Source organism: Dyadobacter sp. BHUBP1 (genome assembly GCF_050587785.1).
GTDB lineage: Bacteria > Bacteroidota > Bacteroidia > Cytophagales > Spirosomataceae > Dyadobacter.
In genome coordinates this window covers 23,687-44,300 of sequence record NZ_JBOBIH010000010.1, presented here as the reverse complement: position 1 = coordinate 44,300, position 20,614 = coordinate 23,687, and the positions used below count along the sequence as shown (strand labels likewise).

Here is a 20,614-nt window from a genome sequence, read left to right as displayed (position 1 = left end):
ACATAGATGAAAAAGTATCTTCGTTCCATCTTGCTGGCCGCTCCTGTCGTAGGCGGGCTGGCATTCGTTTCGTTCCGTCAGGACGACCGCCTTTTCGAAATCGCGCGAAATCTGGATATCTATGCCACGCTTTTCAAGGAATTGAATGCGTATTATGTCGATGAGATCAACCCTAATCAGTTAATCAAAACGAGCATCGACAATATGCTCCGTTCCCTCGATCCGTACACCGTATATTATGCCGAGGACGATATCGAGGATTATATGACCATGACCACCGGCAAATACAACGGCATTGGGGCGATGGTCAACTCTGCGGACGGCAAGCATACGGTGATGATGGTGTACGAAGATACCCCGGCACAAAAAGCGGGCTTGCAGCTCGGAGACGAGATCACGAAAATCAACGACATCGACCTTTCGACACGCGAAGATTTCGATACCGGCAAACTGCTGAAAGGCCAGACCCAAACTGCCGTTAAACTCACCGTAAAACGTTACGGCATTACCAAACCGCTCGAAATCACGCTCAATCGCGACATTGTGAAGGTGACCAACGTGCCCTATTACGGTATGCTGAACGAAGAAGTAGGTTATATTGATTTGAAGGATTTCACCGCAACCGCTTCCAGGGAAGTGCGTAATGCATTCCAGGAGCTGAAAGGCAAGGGCATGAAATCGGTCGTACTGGACCTGCGCGATAACCCGGGCGGATTACTGAATATGGCGATCGAGATTTCGAATATATTTATTCCGAAAGGCGAGGAAATAGTTTCGACCAAGGGAAAAGTGAGCGAATGGAACAAAACCTACACGGCTTACAACCCGGCGCTGGATACCGAAATACCTGTTGTGGTGTTGACCAATAACCGCAGTGCTTCGGCAGCAGAAATCGTTTCGGGCGTCATTCAGGATTACGACCGCGGCGTGCTGATCGGCCAGAGGACGTACGGAAAAGGCCTCGTGCAAACCACGCGCGACCTTTCGTTCAATACCAAAATGAAGATCACCACCGCCAAATACTACATTCCAAGCGGCCGGTGTATTCAGGCGATCGATTACAGCCACCGCAACGACGATGGCAGCGTAGGCAAGATCCCCGATTCGCTCATGACGGAATTTAAGACGAAAAATGGCCGTGTGGTGTTCGATGGCGGCGGTATCTTGCCTGATATCATTACGGAAAAAGAAACCTTCTCGCCATTGGCCGTTTCACTGGGCCGCAACCGGTTGTTTTTTGACTATGCGGTGAAATACCATTTCGAACACCCGACCATTAAACCCGCGAAGGAATTCCACCTGACCGACGCCGATTACGCCGCATTCACCAAATGGCTGGGCGACAAGGAGTACGATTATACTACCCAGGTAGAACGCGATCTGAAAGACCTGGAAGCTTCTGCCAAAAAGGAAAAATCATTAGAAGTTATTGAAGATCAATTGAAAGCATTGAAATCGAAGCTGTCACACAGCAAGGATAATGACTTGCAAATCTTCAAGCCGGAGATCAAAAAGATCCTTGAAGAAGAGATCATCAAGCATTACTATCTGGAAAAAGGCATGCGGGAAGCATCTTTCAATGAAGATCCCGAAGTAAAAGCTGCGCTGGCGCTCTTCAAAGACCCGGCCCGTTACAGCCAGATTTTGAAAAAGAAGTAATACCATCCGGCCCGTCGCTCGCGGCGGGCTTTTTGTTTTTATATGCGCTTACTCAGTATCGACACCTCAATCCGCGGATGTTCAGTAGCCGTCCACAACGACACCGGCTTGCTGGCAGCCTATGATCTTTTCACGGACAAATCCTCGTCCGCCATGCTCACCACGCTCATGCGCGACAGCGTGACGCACGCGGGGTTCGAACTTCAGGACATCGACGCGATCGCGGTCGCCAAGGGCCCCGGCTCATACACGGGCCTGCGCGTGGGCGTATCCACGGCAAAAGGCCTGTGCTACGCGCTCGATAAGCCGCTGATCGCCGTCAATACCTTGCAGGCGATGGCATTACAGCTCGCGCCATTCTACCCGGGACATTTGTTTTGCCCGATGATCGACGCACGCCGAATGGAGGTTTACGCGGCAGTTCTGGATGAAAACACTGCATTTGTCCAGGAAACTCAGGCAGTGATTATGAATGAAACTTCATTTCAGGACCTGCTGACAAACCACAAGATCGTATTCTTCGGAGACGGCGCTGCCAAATGCAAGCCACTCCTGGAAAAACACCCTCATGCGATTTTTCCTGCCGAAGACATTAAGCCGTCGGCACGTACCGTCGGACAGTTGGGTGCGATTGCATTCCAAAACGGCCGGTTCGAGGATGTGGCGTCCTTTGAACCCTATTACCTGAAAGATTTCATGTCGCCCGCGCCTCGCAAGGCCAGCACATTGGTGCAGTGAACAACGGATTTTAGAAAATTTGCCAAACAATCGGCCGCATTTTGGTGTTAGCCTTTTGTAAATGGATTTTTAGCATGGAAACTGACGAAATAGTAAACCGGGTTGCTACCAGCGGCATTATCTCACTGGATCTTGAAGAGCTTTACCATCCTGGCGAACGCATTGTTTACGATATCAAGGACAACCTCTGGCAGGGAATGATCCTGCGCGAAAAGGATTTCCGCGACTTTCTTAAAAGCCATGACTGGACGCAGTACCAGGGCAAAAATGTGGCGATTATCTGCTCCGAGGACGCCATTGTGCCTACATGGGCATACATGCTCCTCGCCGTACAGCTCGAACCTTATGCAAATGCATTTGTTTTCGGGGATTTGAACGCATTGGAAGACAAGCTCTTCGCCGACGCAATCAGCAAACTGAATGTGGAAGAATTTGCAGGAAAACGCGTGGTAGTAAAAGGTTGCAGCAAGGTAAATGTGCCTGTCTCAGCCTATGTGGCAGTGAGCAAATTGCTGAAACCCGTTGTCCAAAGCCTGATGTTCGGAGAGCCTTGCAGCACGGTGCCGCTTTACAAGAAGCCTAAATCTTCGGTTTCCTCTACCGATTGATCACCTTCTTCCTTAATCAGTTTGAACGTCATCCGGTGATAGGAACATGGGCCGTGCAGCACGATCGCTTTGCGGTGATGGACGGTCGGGTAGCCTACATTTTGCTCCCAACCATAATGCGGAAATTGCCGGGAAAGGTTGGCCATCAGCTCATCCCGGTAATTTTTTGCTAAAACTGACGCTGCCGCGATCGACAGGTAATGCGCATCGCCTTTGATAATACAGGTATGCGGGATCATCGGATAAGGCGTGAAGCGGTTACCATCAACGAGTAAATGCTCGGGACGCACCCTTAGCTTGTCTACCGCCCGGTGCATAGCCAGGAAACTCGCCTTCAGGATATTGATTTTATCAATTTCAACATTATCTACCTCCGCCACCGCCCAGGAGACCGACTCGCGGATGATTTCCTTTTCCAGTTCCAAACGCTGCGCTTTGGTGAGCTGCTTGGAATCGTTGAGAAATGAATGCTTATAATCGCGCGGCAAAATCACCGCCGCGGCCACTACCGGTCCTGCCAGGCAGCCCCTCCCCACTTCGTCCAGCCCTGCCTCGACGGCGTCGATATTGTAATAAGCTTTCAGCATTAATCTTCCAGAATATTGGCCATAAATGTACTCTTCGTCCCGATCGCCACCAACAGCAACGTAACTGCCCAATAGAGGTAAACGCGATAGTAATCCTTCACATCGCGCGACAGCACGTCACGCGACTTTACCTTTTCGAGCTGGTCAATCTGTTTAAAAACCGTTTCCAGCGTCGTATTATCGGTAGCACGAAAATACTTCCCGTTACCGATTCCCGCAATATTTTGCAGCTCGCCTTCATCCATTAATGCTCCTGCATGAGCTGTGGTGTCTGCTTTCGACATTTTTTTGGGTCGCCCCACTGAAATTGTATAAACCTTCACGCCAAATGCATTGGCGAGCTGAGCCGAAGTCGTCGGGCCGAGGTTACCGGATGTATTATCACCGTCACTGATCAGGATCGCCACCTTGCTCTCCCCCGGTGTGTCACGCATCCTGTTCACAGCCACCGCCAACGCACTGCCGATCGCCGTCCCGGGAGTGGGAATGAGGCTCGGATTGACCTCGTCGAGAAAACCGTACAGTAATTCGTAATCGGTAGTGAGCGGACAGAGCGATACGGCTTCCCCTGCGAAGACAATAAGCCCGATTCGGTCCTGCAACCTGCCTTTGATAAACTGCCTCGCCATTCTTTTGGCAGCTTCGAGGCGATTGGGACTCAGGTCCTTTTCGATCATCGAATCCGAAATATCCAGCAGAAGCACAATGTCAATACCTTCTGAATACTGGTCTCTCCGCTCCGAAACTACCTGCGGCCGTGCCAATGCCACCAAAATGAGGCATATCGCAAAGCCCACGCAAACCGGTTGTACAAACCGCAGCAAAGTGAGCCAGCTGCGGAAGCCTGTGACCGACGTGTAGGTAATCGTGAGCCGTTGCTTGTGCTTGCGATGCAATGCATTCCTCAACCAAAATAGAAAAGGAACCAGCGGCAGCAAATAGAGGAAATAGGGATACACCCATTCGTACGACCTCAGCGTGCTGTATCCAAACCATTCCAGTGAAAACCAGTTTTCCATTCAATACCCGATTATACGACGGGGCTGTCGAGTATAAACTTCCTTTTCGCCCGGTACAAACGCGTGGCACCTGTTTTGAGCACTTCCAGGTGTTTATCCATATTGCCTGACCGGCTTTGCCCGTACACGATACTGTCCATGTTTTTCAATGCATCGGCCAGTTCGTCGTCGGGCATATTATCAATGATTTCTCTTGTGGTATAAGTCGCAAACGGCTTTTTCTCTAACCTTTCCAGGTAGTTTTTCCAAATGATAATAGCCTTTTCGGCGTCCTTGATATTGCCCTTCTCTCGTGCGCTGCGCATGAGGCGGTTGAACGAGCGAACGTATTCGAGATGCCGGCGCTGCAATTTGAGCAACTGCCATTGCTTGTAAATATCGCGCCCGAAAACCCAGTAAATGCTTCCTACCACACCGATAATCAACGCGACGGAGCCGATCAGCATCGAAAAATTGAACTCCCGGCTCAGCGCGGCCAGCGTTGTTTCTTCTTTCAATACGGTTTTTTTACTGAGATCAATGTTGTTGCTTTTAACGAGCAGAACGGAGTCGGAAGTGGTGAAAACGGCCGTGCAATCCTTCTTCTGGAATACAAAGACAGGTAATCGCAGCTTTTGGACCTTCGATACGTCAAAAGAAACGAGGTGATAAACCGCACTATCGAGCGTGCCGCGTGCGTCGGTGCTGGACACGAAAATCCTTTGAGATACCAGTTCAAAAGGCGAGAAATCATAGGTGCTGTCCGGAAAGAAAATCTCGGATTCAGGACTGTGGCGTACGCTAAGGGAGAAATAAACGGGCTTGCCCACTTCCACGCTATCGGTCTGGAAAACACCTTTAGGGGTAATCCGCTGTTTGCGTGCGTCTCTTGCGATGCCCGAGAAACACAGCAAAAAGCCTGTTGCTACCAAAAAGAATACCTGAAAAACCCTAGCCATTGGATGGTGCCGTACTTTTGGTATAACGCCTCACCTTAAACAAATGGATCAGCGCCGGCACATAATCCTCTTGGGTATTGATGGAAATATAGTCGGCGCGGTTCTGATGGCACAACCGTTGGAGCTCGGCACTTCTTTTTCCGAAGCGATTGGCCATTTCCTCACGGTACTGGCGCGAAGAGGTATTTACCCACACGGTGGTCTTCTTCTCGGCGTCGTAAAGCGGGATAATGCCCAGCCCCGGCAAATTCACCTCCCTCGAATCATACAAATGGATCACAATAAGATCGTGTTTGCGGGCGAGGGCTTTGAGGTTGTGCTGGTAATTGTTGTCGATAAAATCCGAGATCAGGAATATCAGGCTGCGACGGCGTAGCACATTCAATGCAACGAGAATGGCCTCGGCGATATTGGTCTTGGTCGATTCGGGAACGAGTTTGTAAAGTTCCGAAATGAGGCCGTAACCATGCTTCATGCCGTCCGAAGGGCGAATGTACCGCTCGTTACGGTCCGAAAAGCATAGCAAGCCGACGCGGCTCGCCTCCTGAATGGCCGAGAGCGTGAGCACCCCGCATATTTCTTTCGCAATATCGATTTTGAGCTTCTTGATCTCCCCTACCTGCTGCGATGCGCTCACGTCGAGCATGAAGAAGGCCGTTTGCTCCTTATCCTCTTTGAAAATCTTGACAAATGTGCCGTGACCTTTCGCAGAGGTGTTCCAGTCGATCGCCCGCACGTCGTCGCCGTACTGGTACAAGCGCAGGTCGTCGAATTCCAGGCCGGACCCTTTGAACACCGAATGAAAGTTGCCGTGACGCTCGCTGGTCACCGCTTTCCGCATCCGGATTTCATACTTCCTCAACTTCCCCAGAAACTGCTCAAACATAAGTTTTGCAAAAAAATTACCACCTTTGTCGTCTGGTGTACCTAAACAAAGATAGGTATTTTGATAGTAAGCTACGCCCTGCGATGAAATTCACGACCGTTATAAGCCTCCTGACCCTTTTTATGCTCCTGTTTTCGGCCTGTTCCGAAGACGAAACGCCGCCCAAAGGGACATTATCTGAGGAAAAAATGGCCACCATTCTGACCGACATCCACCTGGCAGAGTCGCGCGTGAACCGTTTACAGCTGAAATCGCTCGATTCGTCGCTCATGATTTTCAACCGTTTGAAAAGTGATATCTGGAAAAAACACAAAGTTGATACCACGGCCTATCGCGAAAGCTACGCTTACTACATGAGCCATCCCGAACGCATGACCACCATTTACGAAAAAGTGAACAAGAAAATTGAGGATCGGGAGAAAAGTAATAATATTAAGCTCTGAAAATTTCGTATCGCGCTCTATACTACGCATTTAACTTCTAAACTGGACAATTTCTGTGAACGATTGCATTGTAGTTATCCCTACCTACAACGAACTTGAAAATGTTGAAGCCATCATCCGGAAGGTTTTTAGCCTGAATCATCCGTTTGATCTGTTGATCATAGACGACGGGTCGCCGGACGGCACCGCGGGGGTTGTCAAGGAGTTAATGAAGGAATTTTCGGGACTTCACCTCGTAGAAAGAAAGGGAAAACTAGGCCTGGGTACCGCTTACATCCACGGCTTCAAATGGGCGCTCGAAAAAGGGTATAATTATATTTTTGAAATGGACGCCGACTTCTCGCATCCGCCAGAGGACCTGGTACGCCTCTACAATGCATGTGCGAACGAAGGCCACGATGTAGCTGTCGGTTCGCGGTATATTACGGGGGTAAATGTGGTGAACTGGCCTATTAACCGCGTGCTGATGTCCTATTTTGCAGGGTATTACGTGCGGATGATCACCGGGATGCCGATTATGGACCCAACGGCCGGCTTCATTTGCTACACGGCCAAAGTTCTGAACACGATCAATCTCGACAACATCCGTTTCATCGGCTACGCATTCCAGATCGAGATGAAGTTCAACTCCTGGAAATACGGTTTCAGCATAACAGAGGTGCCTATCATCTTCACCGACCGCACCAAAGGCGCCTCAAAAATGTCGAAAGGCATTTTCAAGGAAGCCATCTTTGGTGTGATCACTTTGAAACTCAACAGCTATTTTAAAAGGTATATCCCTAAGCATTCAGCTCAGAAATTGCCAGCCAACTCATAAGGCCGGTCGAAATCTCGAGTGCGCTTTCGTCGATATCGAATGTAGGTGTGTGCACGCCGGAGATAATTCCGCGTGCCTCATTGCGCGTTCCGAGGCGGTAGAAGCAGGAATCAACCACCTGTGAGTAGAAGGCAAAATCTTCTCCGGCCATCCAAAGGTCGAGGTCGATGACATTCTCCGCACCCATGTAGCCTACGGCGGCGGTTCTGGTACGTCGGGTAAGCTCAGGATGGTTTTTCAGGAATGGATAACCTTTCACGATCTCAAATTCGCAGCTTCCGCCCATACCTTCGGCGATGCTTTCGGCCATTTTCTTCATGCGGCGCAGGCCGTCCTCACGCCATTCCTCGTCCATGCAGCGCCATGTTCCCTGGATAGTCACTTCGTTTGGAATCACATTCGTAACGCCATCGGCAATAAACCGGCCGAATGACAATACCGACGGGTTTGCCGGGTTACGGTTACGACTGATAATCTGCTGCAATGCTACGATAATGTGCGAAGCCATCAGCACAGGGTCTACCAGCTGATGGGGTGCCGCTGCGTGGCCGCCTTTGCCTTTTACGGTCAAATACAATTCGTCCGTGCTGGCCATGTACATGCCTTCGCGGAAACCGATTTTACCCACCGGAATATTCGGTGCCACGTGCTGGCCTACCATGCTGGCAGGGCGTGGATTTTCGAGCACGCCTTCTTTGATCATCAGTGAAGCCCCGCCCGGTGCCTTTTCTTCAGCCGGTTGGAATACCAATTTAATAGTCCCTTCAAACTCCTCGCGCAACGTGTGCAGGATACGCGCCGTGCCCAGGAGCGACGATGTATGCACGTCGTGCCCGCATGCGTGCATCACGCCCGGGACCTTTGATTTATAGGGAACGTCATTCGCTTCGAGAATCGGCAATGCGTCCATATCGGCACGCAGGCCGACGATTTTCTTGCCCGGGTTACGTCCTTCGATGATCGCTACCACGCCCGTTCCGGCAATGCCTTCTTCGGGTTGAAGACCAATTGCTGTGAGTTCCGATGCAACGTATTTCGCCGTTTTGAACTCTTCAAATGATAACTCGGGGTTACTATGCAAATGATGGCGGTGAGCAATGATGTCTTGCGACTGATCCTTGGCAAGCGCTTTGATTTTTTCCTGAAGCTGGGACATGATATGGAAGTACTACGGGTTGTCTTTACAAAACATTCAAAGGTAATAATAAAAAAATGGCGTGGTATCGTTACCATACAACCAAAAACACATCGCCCATTTGCTAAGAACGCAGCCGGCATTGGCTGGTGTTCCAAAGAAAAAGGGTAATTTTGACCAGATATGAATCAATCAGACACGCAAAAAATGAATCAACAGGAGTTTTTAGAATCATTGGTTTGTCCACGCACAGGAACCCCTTTAACCATAGCCGAAGACGGCAAATCTCTCAAAAGCGAAGACGGCACAGTTTATGAAGTAGGCGATACAGGCATTGTCAACATGCTGTATCCCAAAGAATTGCTGCCCGAAGATGCCCGTGAACAATATCTGTACGACCAGGCTTTCCTTCGCTACGACCGCGGCGTTTCCTGGGTTTTCGAAACCCTGAACCATTCCGACGAAGCCGCTACCCGCCGCTTTTTCATCGATCTGATGGAGCTGAAACCCGGTATGAAAGCCCTCGAAGTAGGCGCCGGAACCGGTAAGGATTCTGCATTGATTCTCGATAAAGTAAGACCCGGCGGTACGGCTGTTCTTTCCGATCTTTCGCCTAACATGCTGAAACTCGCACAGGAAAAACTCGTTACCGACGATTTGAACGTGCATTACTTCCTTGGAAATGGCTCTTACCTGCCATTCCCGGACGATACTTTCGACGCCGTGTTCCATTTCGGCGGCATTAACACTTTCTCGGAGCGCAAACGTGCATTCGACGAGCTGACCCGCGTGGTGAAACCGGGTGGAAAAGTGGTAGTAGGTGATGAAAGCGTGGCCCCATGGCTTCGGAATGCCCCTACTTACGCTACTTTGCTGAAAGCGAATCCGTTGTTCCGTGCCGAGGTGCCGCTTGAAGATGTTCCGGCCAATATCGAGAACTTTAAGCTGCATTATGTGTTTGGTAATGCATTTTATGTAATGGAATACCGCGTAACCGCGAAGGCCCCGGAAGTGGATATCGATCTGCCGATCCCGGGTAAAGATTTCGTTGATAACTGGCGCCTGCGGGCTGAAAAGGCAGTCGACTGAGCATTACGCCATTATTCAATACCAAAAATTCAACGTTCCAATGTGGGTTAAAAAAGGAGTTATTTATAAACCTGACGGCAGTCTGGCGCACAGTCAGAGCCATGCGCAGGTGCCATTTGCCTATAAACACAAGGATTTTCTGAGGATCTATTTCTCGACGAGGGATTCGAGCACACAGTCGCGGCCGACGTTCATCGATGTAGATTACGACGACCCCAAAAAGATCCTCTACGTACACGACAAGCCTGTGCTCGAACTCGGCGGCCCGGGTGAATACGACGAAACCGGCGCTATGCCAGCCTGGTTTGTGGACCGGCCGAACGGTGACATCTGGCTTTACTACACCGGCTGGAACCGTACCTGGAACTCCTACCGGCTTTCCATGGGGCTCTCGGTAAGCCACGATGGAGGTCTGACTTTCAAAAAGATGTTCCGCGGGCCGATTATGGACCGCAGCATTCAAAACCCGCTCTGGGCCGCGCAGCCTTCGGTTCTCATCGACGATGACGGTACCTGGCGGATGTGGTACATTTCGGGCCACAAATGCGAGATGATCCACGATTATCCCGAGCCTTACTACCGCGCACAATCGGCTACTTCCAAAGACGGGATCCACTGGGAGATCAGCGACATTCCGACATTGGATTTTGACGATTTCCTGCACGCAGTAGGCCGCCCGAGCGTGTTTAAGGAAGACGGCGTTTACAAAATGTACTATTCCTACCGTCACTCCCGCGACTATCGTACCGACCGCAACCAGAGCTACCGCCTGGGCTACGCCGAGTCTGCCGATGGTACCAACTGGGAGCGCAAAGATCATTTGGTAGGCATCGCGAAATCCGACAACCCGGAAGATTTCGACTACGAAATGATCGATTACGCCAATTTCTACCAGCACAATGGCAAGCGTTACCTGCTTTATAATGGTAATGGCTTCGGTGCGGCCGGCTTTGGCTATGCGGTTTGGGAAGATTAATATTCTGAATCAAACTGAGGCTAGTCATAACCTCAACAACAATGGCGAGATAATTTTGAAGAAATCACCATTAAATGTCACAAACGTGATCGCACAATGAGTACACTTCAGGAGCAGTTCAACCGCGATGGTTATGTCCTTTTGAGAAACTACCTCGATAAGGGCGTTATTAATGAAATATACACCGAAGCCCGCAAAATATTTGCGACGCAGATCAAACGCGTAACCGGCAAAACCGTCGATATCGACGACCGCGATACTTTCGAGAATGCGATGTTCGAGTTTTTCGAAAAGGATTTCGACGGATTTGTGAGCACCGGTAAAACCGTACAGCATTCCTTCTCGCTGCACCGGCTCGGCGTGGACCCGGTTATTGAAAATTTGTTGAAAGAAGTCGGCCTATCCTCCCCAATTATCGGTGCAAGGGCTGCCATGCAGTTCAACAGCCGCTTTTTGTCCAAAGACGGCAGCAAACACTGGAAACTGGATGCGCACCAGGACTGGCGCACCGGCCAGGGCTCGCTCGACAGCGCGGTGATCTGGTTTCCGATGGTCGATGCCGGCGCGGATATCGGTGCATTGCAGGTAATTCCGGGCAGCCACAAGATCGGCTTGCAGGCGTCTTCCACTTCCGGTTATCAGGGAGGTATTACTGTTGAATTAAAGGATGAAGATTTTATTCAAACGGAATTCAAAGTCGGCGATATCCTGATTTTCTCCGCATTCCTGATCCACCAATCGGGCAATAACATTACGAACAACATCCGCTGGTCGGTGCAGCTGCGTTACAACAACCTCGACGAACCGACCTTCATCGAGCGCGGCTACCCGATGGCGTACATTTACAAACCTGAAACAGAGCTCGTAACCCCGAACTTCCCGACGGTGGAGCAGCTGAAAGAGGTTTTTAGCTAAGAAACAAGATGAATCCGGCGGATGAAGTTCACACAGTACTTTCTGTTTACACGCGATCGGCCGGATCGTCAGGAAATCAAGCTGGAATGGATCGAATACGTTTTCACGCATCCTGAAAAGGAAGAGATCCAATCCGACGGGCGCATTAGGCGCTGGGCAAAGATTGCCGAGAACCAAAAGTATTTACGCATCGTTCTGCTCGAAGACGGTGTCACAGTTCATAATGCATTCTTTGACAGATCATTTAAACCGGGAAAATAGCTATGGACATTCGATATTTTGAGGATACGGATACATTGTTACTCATTTTCAACCAGAACCCGGTAGTGGCTACGGATGATTTGAATGAGAATATGCTGGTCGATCTGGACGAAAATGGCAATCCGGTTTCAATGACCATCGAGCATGCCAAATCTTTTACCAATGTGCACGGCCTGTCGTTCCATCAGATCAATGGCGATTCCGTTAAGCAACTCGTTGCCATTTAATACTACTCAATGAAACTTTCCGTTTGCGTACCGACGTACAACCACGAGCAATACATTGGTCAAATGCTGGAAGGTGCATTCATGCAGCAAACCAGCTTCAACTTTGAAATTGTAATCGGGGATGATGCTTCGACCGACGCGACGCCGGAGATTATCCGTAAATATGACGCAGAAAGGCCCGGCATTATCCGGGCTTTTCTGCATTCCGAAAACCAGGGGCCCAAAGAACCTCGTGAGTTTGCCGGAAGAAATAATGTGCTGCAATTGCTGAAAGCCTGCCGGGGCGAATACGTAGCGATGTGCGAAGGCGATGATTACTGGACTGACCCGTTAAAACTGCAAAAACAGGTCGATTTCCTTGATCAGAACCCTGATTTCGCCGTATGTCATCACAATATGGAAGTCATTTACGAAGACGGTTCTCCCTCGCATTTTTTCAATGCGCCCGATCAGAAAGCCGTTTCTACCATCGAAGATCTGCTGGAAGACAAATGGTTTATGGCTACGGCCAGCTGGGTTTACCGTAACCATTTCCTCACCGAAGATTTTGCCGAATGGCACGCCAGGGCCGCAGCAGGCGACTGGGCGATCATGTTCCAGCTCGCTGCGAGGGGTAAAATCGGGTATTTAAATGAGGTCATGGGCGTGTACCGCAAGCACAGCGCAGGCCTGAGCAATGTACATGCACACACCAATTTTAAGTTTTTACAAAACAGAAAGGAGATGTTTGAAAACGTGGGTAAATGGCTTGAAGGGCGCTATAATTCGACAGTCACCAAAACCCTGCAACGCTATGATGAGCTCCTTGCCAGCCATGAAAAAATTGGCAGTTCGAATTAATAATCTTTAATTTGTACTGTTTAACACATAACACATTTATGAAGCTAAGCGTCGTAATACCAGCATATAACGAAGAAGAATCGATCACTCACACGCTTGTATCTTTACACAATACATTAAATAAGTACAATATACCCCACGAAATCTGCGTCACCAACGACAATTCGAAGGACGGGACATTGCGCGTACTGGACGAGCTTTCCCTTCAAATTCCCACACTGGTTTATTACACCAATCCGGGCCCCAATGGCTTTGGTTATGCGGTACGTTACGGGCTTGAACGCTTCAAAGGCGATTGCGTGGCCGTTTTCATGGCCGATATGTCCGACGATCCCGAAGACCTCGTGAAGTTCTATTACAAAATGCTGGAAGGCGATTACGACTGTGTTTTCGGGTCTCGTTGGGAAAAAGGCGGCAAGGTGATCGACTATCCCGTATTGAAAAAGGTGATCAACCGGGTAGCGAATGCCATTGTACGCATGGTAATGGGTATTAAATACAACGATACGACCAATGCATTCAAGCTCTACAAGCGCGAAACCATCGAAGGCATCAAGCCTTTTCTGGCCCCTCACTTCAATTTGACCATTGAACTACCTCTCAAAGCCATTGTCCGTGGCTATAACTACGCCGTGGTCCCTAATAGCTGGACAAACCGGAAATACGGCGAATCGAAGCTGAAAATCAAGGAAATGGGTAGCCGGTACTTCTTTATATTGATGTACTGCCTCATCGAAAAATACTTCTCGCAAGGCGACTTTATGAAGAAAACCGCTGCTCCTAAAAAGGAAGTCAGCAGGTAATACAACTTATTTAATCCACTCCTGGATAAATGTCATTTTGTGGGCGATGTAGGAGATCGCCAGCCCCCACACGAGCGCGCTGGCCGACATCCACAGGAATATCGAACCCTTGGGCACGCGGAATGCAACGGCCAGAATAGGCCCGAAAAGCGGCGTGAATAGTGGCGGCGTAAGGAACGCAATGCCTACAATCCCGAACTTGCGCCAGATATTGACGGCAATGCGGTTGGTTTTGGTGAATTTTTTGGGCGGCGTTTTACGGTATTTCTGAATGAGGTTACGGATCGCGCCCCCTACGTACGTGAGCACGAACACCGTGAACATCATGCCCACAGCCGAGCACAGGGCGGTTTCTATCCAGGTTAGTTTAAGCACAACCCCCGCAATCGGCCCTCCGAAGAATTTCAATGTACTGGCAAGCGCAACAGACAGGTATTTCAAAAAGGTGGTTTTCATTTAGACTTTAACCTGTATCATTTCAGAAGCAAAACGCCTTGTCGCCTCGTTCGTCTGAACATAATCCTCAATCGAAGGATTCCCGACAAACGCGATTTTGGCAAGGCTCTCGACAATAACGTCCGAAATATCCAGAAAACCTATCTTATCGTGCAGGAATGCGTCAACGGCAATTTCATTAGCCGCATTGACGATGCAAGCCGCATTTCCGCCTTTTTCCAAGGCTTCATATGCGATCGCCAGGTTACGGAAGGTCTGCAGATCAGGCTTCTCGAAAGTCAGCGTCGGGTAATCCATAAAATTGAACCGAGGGAAATCCGATTTAAGCCTTTGCGGATAATTAAGGGCATATTGAATGGGCAATTTCATATCAGGTAGCCCCATTTGTGCTTTGATACTGCCGTCCTCAAACTGCACGAGCGAATGCACGATGCTCTGCGGATGCACAATCACCTCTATTTGTGAAGCCTTCAAATCGAAAAGCCATTTCGCCTCGATCACTTCCAGGCCCTTGTTCATCAGCGTCGCGGAGTCGATCGTGATCTTCGCGCCCATGCTCCAGTTCGGGTGTTTGAGCGCCTGCGCCTTCGTTACGTGCGCGAGGAATGCACGGTCTTTGCCGCGGAACGGTCCGCCCGATGCGGTCAGTATGATTTTTTCAATCGCATTGTCCTGTTCTCCCGTGAGGCATTGGAAAATGGCCGAATGCTCCGAATCGACGGGGTAAATACTGACATTATGCTGCTTTGCCAGCGCGGTAATCACTTCGCCGGCTACTACGAGCGTTTCTTTATTGGCTAGTGCGATGTCTTTCCCCGCTTTGATGGCGTGAATGGTCGGCAGAAGGCCGGCATAACCCACCATAGCGGTCAGTACCACATCCACATGGTCCGATTCCACGACTGAAACCAACGCGGATGCGCTGCTGTAAACTTTGATATTGAAAGGAAAAAGGGCGGCTTTGACCCTTTCATAATGCGCTTCATTGCAAATAACAACCTCCTCCGGCTTGAATTTCACCGCTTGCTCGATGAGCAGATCCGCATTGCCGCCGGCGGTTAGCACGGTAACCGAGAAAATTCCCGGATGCGCCGCGATCACTTCGAGGGCCTGGGTACCGATGGAACCGGTCGAACCTAAAATGGCTACTCTTTTTTTCATTGCATTCTCACTGTTAGGTTCGGTCAATTTTGGTTCAGCCGGGTCAGTTCGTCGGCGATTTTGCGGTCGTTGGAAAGGCGCGGCACCTTATTCTGGCCACCGAGCTTTCCATTGGCGCGCATGTAGTCGATGAAAGAGTTCTTGCGCAGCGGCGTGAGTTCAAGCCGGCGCAGGATACTTCCGGTGATCAGGTCTTTGTAATAAATGTTGAGCTCCGTTAGTCTGCGGTCGAGATCGTTCGCGAATTGCTCCATGTCATTCGGCCTCCTAGCAAATTCCACGAGCCATTCGTGATAGGGAAGGCCGCCATCCGTCGAATTTACCATCGGCGCGACGGTCAATTCGATCACTTCTGTTTCAGGATGCCTTTCCAATGCGTATTTCAATGCTTTTTCAATCTCCTCGCCGATCACGTGCTCGCCGAATGCGGAAATGAAATGCTTGATCCGGCCCGTTACCAGTACTTTGTAGGGGTCAATCGAGACAAACTTGACGGTATCGCCGAGCGAGTAACCCCACAGTCCCGCATTATTATTGACTATTACCGCATAATTTTTGCCTACTTCCACTTCACCGATGGATAATCGGCGCGGATTCTCATCGAAATAGTTTTCTACGGGAATAAATTCGAAGAAAATGCCGGTATCGAGCAAAAGCAGGAGGCCTTCGTCATTCTGCTTGTCCTGGTAAGCGAGGAATCCTTCGGAAGCCGGGTACAGCTCAATTGAATCGATGCGCTTGCCGATGGACTCGAACAATTTGGCTCGGTAAGGCTCGAAGTTTACCCCGCCATAAATGAACAGTGAGAAGTCAGGGAACACATCTTTGATTTTCTTGCCTGTCCGCTCGATAATGCGGTCGAAATACATTTGAACCCACGGCGGAATGCCCGAGATGAGCGACATCCGCTGGTCGAGCGTTTCGTCGATGATCTTGTCGAGCTTGGTTTCCCAGTCTTCGATGCAATTCGTTTCGTAACTCGGCAGCTGGTTCGAGCGCAGGTAGCCCGGCACATGGTGGTTGGAAATGCCTGACAGGCGGCCTGTCAGTACCCCGCCAGTATCTGTCAGTATCGGGCTACCAGAGAGGAAAATCAGCTTATTATCCAGAAAATCAGCTTTTTGAGTCTCTTCAATATACGTCAAAATGGCATTACGCGCCGAGTCGATGTGATTGGAGATGGAATCTTTGGAAATCGGGATGTATTTGGTACCCGAAGTAGTTCCCGATGTTTTGGCAAAATAAAGTGGCTTACCCGGCCACAAAATATCACTTTCCCCGGATTTTATTTTCTCCACGTAAGGTTTCAGATCTTCATAATCATACACTGGAACGGCTTCCCTGAAATCGGAATAGCTATGAATGTCTCTGAAAAAATGGTCTTTTCCAAACTGCGTGTCAGCGGCCTTCTTTACCAGCTCCGACCTCCATTTTTCCTGGACCTCAACACTTCTCGCGATCCATTCCTGTTGCTGCTTGACAATGTAACGGGCCAGCGGCCTGCTTAAAACTGATCTGATTCCCATAGTGAAAACAAATGTACGCAGGAATTACAAATTCCATGATTTTAAAACCGCTTGGAAAGCCGCTCGGAACCCGCCTGGAAGGCCTATCGGAAAGCCCTTTGCAACTAGTTTTACGCCCTTCGGATACCGCATACCGAAATTTTTTAAATGCCTTTGTTTGTGGTTAATAATCTGTAATTTTGCCATCCTGAAATCAAAGGGAGCAAAAGTTTTTAAAAATATATATGGGATTGTTTGATTTTTTGACGAGCGATATAGCGATCGATTTAGGTACTGCCAATACTTTAATCATCCATAAAGATACTGTTGTTGTTGATGAGCCGTCGATCATTGCTATGGACAAAACCACCGGCAAAGTGCTGGCGATTGGCCATACGGCAATGCAAATGCATGAAAAGACGAACGAGAATATAAAAACAATCCGTCCGCTCAAAGACGGGGTGATCGCCGACTTTACCGCGGCCGAAATGATGATCCGCGGGATGATCAAAATGATCGACACCGGCAGCCGTTTCTTCACTCCTTCTCACCGCATGGTGGTTTGTATTCCTTCGGGAATTACCGAGGTTGAAAAACGTGCGGTAAAAGACTCCTGCGAGCACGCCGGTGCGAAGGAAGTCTACATGGTACACGAGCCTATCGCAGCGGCGATCGGTATCGGTATCGATATTACGCAGCCAAACGGGGTAATGATCGTCGATATTGGCGGCGGTACTACCGAAATCGCGGTAATCGCATTGTCGGGTATCGTCTGCGAGCAGTCGGTACGTATCGCAGGCGACGTTTTCACGCGCGATATCGTCGACTATATGCGCCGCGAACACAACCTGCTGATCGGTGAGCGTTCTGCGGAATTGATCAAAATGGCGATCGGTTCGGCTTCTCCGGAGCTGGAAATCCCATTGGACGACTACCAGATCCGCGGCCGCGACCTTATGACCGGTATTCCAAAGGAAATCCGCGTCACTTACAGCGAAATCGCTTATTCTCTCGATAAATCGATCTCCAAAATTGAGGAGGGTGTGATGAAAGCCCTCGAAATTTCTCCACCCGAGCTTTCTGCCGACATTTTCAAGAACGGTATTTACCTCACAGGCGGTGGCGCATTGATCCACGGCCTCGACAGACGTATCGCCCAGAAAACCAAGCTGCCCGTACACATCGCCGACGATCCGTTGAAGGCCGTAGTAAAAGGTACCGGGGAAGTCCTCAAAAACCTCGAACTATACAAGCCTGTACTGATTTCGTAGGATCGGAGCGCGCAGTTCATCAATTGGAAAAAAAGATTTCTATTTTTGGGGTTGATAAACTGCGCGTGAACATTTAACCCCATGCTCCAACTCGTTGATTTCGTTGTCCGGAATCGTTTCTTTTTGGTATTTGTGCTGCTGGAAGTGCTCAGTGTCTGGATGATCGTGCGCAACAATACCTACTGGGGAGCAACCTATTTTAATACTTCCAATTACTACGTCGCTAAAACGCTCGCGTTTTCGAACTCGGTGCGCGATTATACCAAGCTGGACGAGATCAATGCCGACCTCGCGAGCGAGAATGCACATTTGCATGCGCTCGTGGCAAAGTTGAGCCAGACCAATCCAAGCCAGTTGCCTGCCGGTTATGTGCCGGACTCGGCGTTTGCGGCGCGGTTTACGTATACCGTTGCGAAAGTGGTGGATAACGAAACCAACAAGGCAAACAACGTCATTACGATCGACAAAGGCACCGCACATGGCATTAAACCCGGCATGGGCGTCATTTCCGCCACAGGAGTAGTGGGCAAGGTGCGGTTCTGTTCCGAACATTACTCGGTCATTACATCCATTCTGCATTCGAATTTCATGGTGTCATCCAAACTCGTGCGCAGCAAGGAAATCGGTTATGCGAAATGGGACGGGAAGGACCCTAATTTCATCGACATGATCGATGTTTCGAAGTATACCAAAGTCTATAAGGGTGACTCTGCCGTAACGTCCGACCAGAACTCGGTTTTCCCGCCGAATATCATGGTCGGAAAAGTGCAGAGCGTAGCCGTGAACCCGAACCAGACATTTTACAATATCGTGCTGAAACTGGCGACCGATTTCCGGAACCTGTCATACGTGTATGTGGTACAAAATCACCAACTTGTAGAACAAGAAAATCTTAAAGCCAAAACCATAGACCTGAAAAAATGAGCTTACGCGAGGCGATACAATATTCCCTGATGATCCTGCTTTATCTATTTTTGCAGATCTTCTTCATGCGGAATATCGTGCTCTTCAACTACGCGTTCTGCTTCATTTACATCGCGGCCATTTTGCTGCTGCCCGCGGACATGGACCGGATGTATACGTTGCTCATCGCGTTCGCCGTGGGCTTTGTAGTGGATGTTTTCTCAAATACTTTCGGTATGCATGCATCGGCGACGGTGCTGATTGCCTACCTGAGGCCATTCCTGATCCACTACCAGATGAAATCGCGCGGGGCCGAGCGCGCGGAGGTAGGCATACGTGCGCAAGGGCTGGGGGCATTCGTCTCATACATTTTCCCGCTGATCCTGATCCACCATTCGATGTTGTTCCTAATGGAAATGAACAATTTTGGAATGATCCTTTACACACTGATCCGCATCGGCGCCAGCACCCTCTTCACAACCATCCTCATTATCCTGCTGGAACTCTTCTCCAAACGCTAGCATGACATTTTGGCGGAGCCTCGTTTTTGGCTCGGAATTTGATGTAGTAACATTAAATTAACGATACGAGGCGACACCGTTTGGGAGGCAGGTTATTCATCCCAGCTCTTTTTAATTTTATCGTGAAATAAGGGCAGTTAGGACGCTCCATTCAGCCATTTATCAAATTTTAATTTGTACGAATTGGAGCTGTTATTAATCTTTGTAAATTCAGCATTCCTATGTTAGTTGCCATGTCAGAAACGCTCACGACTAATGAATACACGGACGATCTTCGTTATGAAGTATTTAACCGCGAGTTCATGCCACACATTGACTCCATGTATAACTTCGCCTTCCGCCTCACCATGGATGAAGACGATGCTAACGACCTGGTTCAAGACACATATCTGAAGGCGTTCCGTTTTATATCTTCATTTGAACAGGGTACCAACGCAAAAGCATGGCTTTTCAGGATCCTCAAAAACAGCTTCATCAACGACTACCGTAAAAAAAGTAAAGAACCTTCCAAAGTTGATTATCAGGAAGTTGAAACGACCTATAACTCTGAGGAGGCATCTGATACCACTTATACCGTAGATCTCCGTGCCGATGCTGTACAGGAACTGATCGGCGATGAAGTTGCGAACGCACTCAACGCCCTGCCTGTCGACTTCAGAACGGTCATCATTCTCTGCGACATCGAGGGTTTCACCTACGAAGAGATGGCCAAAATCCTGGACATTCCTATCGGAACAGTGAGGTCCAGACTGCACCGCGCACGTAACCTCCTGAAAGAAAAACTCAGAAGCTACGCGAGCTCAATGGGATATGATTCATAGGTTGTGAAACTTTTTTTGCAACCTCTTCGGTTATA

At 49.4% G+C, this 20,614-nt stretch carries 24 protein-coding genes; 16 read left to right on the top strand and 8 right to left on the bottom strand.

The genetic code is table 11. The features are described from left to right. The first annotated feature begins 6 nt into the window (after window positions 1-6). From ACQ4MZ_RS27515 to ACQ4MZ_RS27505, 3 genes are all read left to right on the top strand, one after another. Window positions 7-1,659: a S41 family peptidase gene (locus ACQ4MZ_RS27515; RefSeq protein WP_430850641.1), complete on the top strand. Its 1,653-nt coding sequence runs from the start codon at window positions 7-9 to the stop codon at window positions 1,657-1,659. A 42-nt stretch (window positions 1,660-1,701) separates the two neighbouring features. Continuing rightward, window positions 1,702-2,397, top strand: a complete 696-nt coding sequence (tsaB, locus tag ACQ4MZ_RS27510; protein ID WP_430850639.1) for a tRNA (adenosine(37)-N6)-threonylcarbamoyltransferase complex dimerization subunit type 1 TsaB — start codon at window positions 1,702-1,704, stop codon at window positions 2,395-2,397. Between the two features lie 74 nt (window positions 2,398-2,471). Next, window positions 2,472-3,005, top strand: a complete 534-nt coding sequence (locus tag ACQ4MZ_RS27505; protein WP_430850637.1) for a DUF2480 family protein — start codon at window positions 2,472-2,474, stop codon at window positions 3,003-3,005. Here the strand turns inward: ACQ4MZ_RS27505 and ACQ4MZ_RS27500 are convergent. Genes ACQ4MZ_RS27500 through ACQ4MZ_RS27485 form a run of 4 tightly spaced genes read right to left on the bottom strand, consistent with a single transcriptional unit; the run spans window position 2,966 to window position 6,435 of the window. After that, on the bottom strand, window positions 2,966-3,592 hold the full coding sequence (locus tag ACQ4MZ_RS27500; protein ID WP_430850635.1) for a ribonuclease HII: 627 nt from the start codon (window positions 3,590-3,592) through the stop codon (window positions 2,966-2,968). The genes ACQ4MZ_RS27505 and ACQ4MZ_RS27500 overlap by 40 nt on opposite strands. Continuing rightward, window positions 3,592-4,611, bottom strand: coding sequence for a VWA domain-containing protein (locus tag ACQ4MZ_RS27495; RefSeq protein ID WP_430850633.1), 1,020 nt, complete (start codon window positions 4,609-4,611; stop codon window positions 3,592-3,594). The genes ACQ4MZ_RS27500 and ACQ4MZ_RS27495 overlap by 1 nt, the downstream gene beginning before the upstream one ends. Before the next feature lie 11 nt (window positions 4,612-4,622). Then, a complete protein-coding gene (locus tag ACQ4MZ_RS27490; RefSeq protein WP_430850631.1) occupies window positions 4,623-5,549 on the bottom strand; it encodes a hypothetical protein in 927 nt (308 codons plus the stop codon). Then, window positions 5,542-6,435: a DUF58 domain-containing protein gene (locus tag ACQ4MZ_RS27485; protein ID WP_430850628.1), complete on the bottom strand. Its 894-nt coding sequence runs from the start codon at window positions 6,433-6,435 to the stop codon at window positions 5,542-5,544. The genes ACQ4MZ_RS27490 and ACQ4MZ_RS27485 overlap by 8 nt, the downstream gene beginning before the upstream one ends. An 83-nt stretch (window positions 6,436-6,518) precedes the next feature. On the opposite strand from ACQ4MZ_RS27485, the gene ACQ4MZ_RS27480 reads away from it, so the two are divergent. Next, window positions 6,519-6,878 carry a DUF4296 domain-containing protein gene (locus tag ACQ4MZ_RS27480; RefSeq protein ID WP_430850626.1) on the top strand — a complete coding sequence of 120 codons (360 nt, stop codon included), beginning with the start codon at window positions 6,519-6,521 and terminating at the stop codon, window positions 6,876-6,878. A gap of 55 nt (window positions 6,879-6,933) precedes the next feature. Beyond that, window positions 6,934-7,695 carry a polyprenol monophosphomannose synthase gene (locus ACQ4MZ_RS27475; RefSeq protein ID WP_223406224.1) on the top strand — a complete coding sequence of 254 codons (762 nt, stop codon included), beginning with the start codon at window positions 6,934-6,936 and terminating at the stop codon, window positions 7,693-7,695. Here the strand turns inward: ACQ4MZ_RS27475 and ACQ4MZ_RS27470 are convergent. Next, complete coding sequence (locus tag ACQ4MZ_RS27470) at window positions 7,658-8,851, bottom strand: M20 metallopeptidase family protein (RefSeq protein ID WP_430850624.1); 1,194 nt, start codon at window positions 8,849-8,851, stop codon at window positions 7,658-7,660. The two genes, ACQ4MZ_RS27475 and ACQ4MZ_RS27470, sit on opposite strands and share 38 nt — an antisense overlap. Before the next feature lie 186 nt (window positions 8,852-9,037). On the opposite strand from ACQ4MZ_RS27470, the gene ACQ4MZ_RS27465 reads away from it, so the two are divergent. From ACQ4MZ_RS27465 to ACQ4MZ_RS27435, 7 genes are all read left to right on the top strand, one after another. Then, complete coding sequence (locus ACQ4MZ_RS27465; protein ID WP_430850622.1) at window positions 9,038-9,919, top strand: class I SAM-dependent methyltransferase; 882 nt, start codon at window positions 9,038-9,040, stop codon at window positions 9,917-9,919. Between the two features lie 40 nt (window positions 9,920-9,959). Continuing rightward, window positions 9,960-10,895, top strand: a complete 936-nt coding sequence (locus ACQ4MZ_RS27460) for a hypothetical protein (protein WP_430850620.1) — start codon at window positions 9,960-9,962, stop codon at window positions 10,893-10,895. A gap of 96 nt (window positions 10,896-10,991) precedes the next feature. Then, complete coding sequence (locus ACQ4MZ_RS27455; RefSeq protein WP_430850618.1) at window positions 10,992-11,810, top strand: phytanoyl-CoA dioxygenase family protein; 819 nt, start codon at window positions 10,992-10,994, stop codon at window positions 11,808-11,810. Between the two features lie 21 nt (window positions 11,811-11,831). Further along, the gene (locus ACQ4MZ_RS27450; protein ID WP_430850616.1) at window positions 11,832-12,071 is read left to right on the top strand and encodes a hypothetical protein; all 240 of its coding nucleotides are present in this window, start codon (window positions 11,832-11,834) and stop codon (window positions 12,069-12,071) included. A gap of 2 nt (window positions 12,072-12,073) precedes the next feature. Continuing rightward, complete coding sequence (locus ACQ4MZ_RS27445) at window positions 12,074-12,298, top strand: DUF2283 domain-containing protein (protein WP_430850614.1); 225 nt, start codon at window positions 12,074-12,076, stop codon at window positions 12,296-12,298. 9 nt (window positions 12,299-12,307) lie between these two features. Next, window positions 12,308-13,138: a glycosyltransferase family 2 protein gene (locus ACQ4MZ_RS27440; RefSeq protein WP_430850612.1), complete on the top strand. Its 831-nt coding sequence runs from the start codon at window positions 12,308-12,310 to the stop codon at window positions 13,136-13,138. A 38-nt stretch (window positions 13,139-13,176) separates the two neighbouring features. After that, window positions 13,177-13,941: a glycosyltransferase family 2 protein gene (locus ACQ4MZ_RS27435; RefSeq protein ID WP_430850610.1), complete on the top strand. Its 765-nt coding sequence runs from the start codon at window positions 13,177-13,179 to the stop codon at window positions 13,939-13,941. Window positions 13,942-13,947: 6 nt separating this feature from the next. Here ACQ4MZ_RS27435 and ACQ4MZ_RS27430 read toward each other — a convergent pair whose 3' ends face one another. Genes ACQ4MZ_RS27430 through ACQ4MZ_RS27420 form a run of 3 tightly spaced genes read right to left on the bottom strand, consistent with a single transcriptional unit; the run spans window position 13,948 to window position 17,084 of the window. After that, the gene (locus ACQ4MZ_RS27430; RefSeq protein WP_309992505.1) at window positions 13,948-14,397 is read right to left on the bottom strand and encodes a hypothetical protein; all 450 of its coding nucleotides are present in this window, start codon (window positions 14,395-14,397) and stop codon (window positions 13,948-13,950) included. Next, on the bottom strand, window positions 14,398-15,558 hold the full coding sequence (locus ACQ4MZ_RS27425) for a 1-deoxy-D-xylulose-5-phosphate reductoisomerase (RefSeq protein WP_430850608.1): 1,161 nt from the start codon (window positions 15,556-15,558) through the stop codon (window positions 14,398-14,400). 23 nt (window positions 15,559-15,581) lie between these two features. Then, on the bottom strand, window positions 15,582-17,084 hold the full coding sequence (locus ACQ4MZ_RS27420) for a GH3 auxin-responsive promoter family protein (RefSeq protein ID WP_430850606.1): 1,503 nt from the start codon (window positions 17,082-17,084) through the stop codon (window positions 15,582-15,584). A 224-nt stretch (window positions 17,085-17,308) separates the two neighbouring features. Between ACQ4MZ_RS27420 and ACQ4MZ_RS27415 the strand changes: the two genes are divergently transcribed. The 4 genes from ACQ4MZ_RS27415 (at window position 17,309) to ACQ4MZ_RS27400 (ending at window position 20,579) form a co-directional block, all read left to right on the top strand. Then, entirely contained in the window at window positions 17,309-18,334 is a 1,026-nt protein-coding gene (locus ACQ4MZ_RS27415) for a rod shape-determining protein (protein WP_019946014.1), read from the top strand. A gap of 81 nt (window positions 18,335-18,415) precedes the next feature. Next, the gene (gene mreC / locus ACQ4MZ_RS27410; RefSeq protein ID WP_430850603.1) at window positions 18,416-19,258 is read left to right on the top strand and encodes a rod shape-determining protein MreC; all 843 of its coding nucleotides are present in this window, start codon (window positions 18,416-18,418) and stop codon (window positions 19,256-19,258) included. Next, window positions 19,255-19,758, top strand: a complete 504-nt coding sequence (locus ACQ4MZ_RS27405; RefSeq protein ID WP_291204387.1) for a hypothetical protein — start codon at window positions 19,255-19,257, stop codon at window positions 19,756-19,758. Before mreC ends, ACQ4MZ_RS27405 begins: the two co-directional genes overlap by 4 nt. Window positions 19,759-19,979: 221 nt before the next feature. Beyond that, entirely contained in the window at window positions 19,980-20,579 is a 600-nt protein-coding gene (locus ACQ4MZ_RS27400; protein WP_015813277.1) for a sigma-70 family RNA polymerase sigma factor, read from the top strand. Window positions 20,580-20,614: the final 35 nt, after the last annotated feature.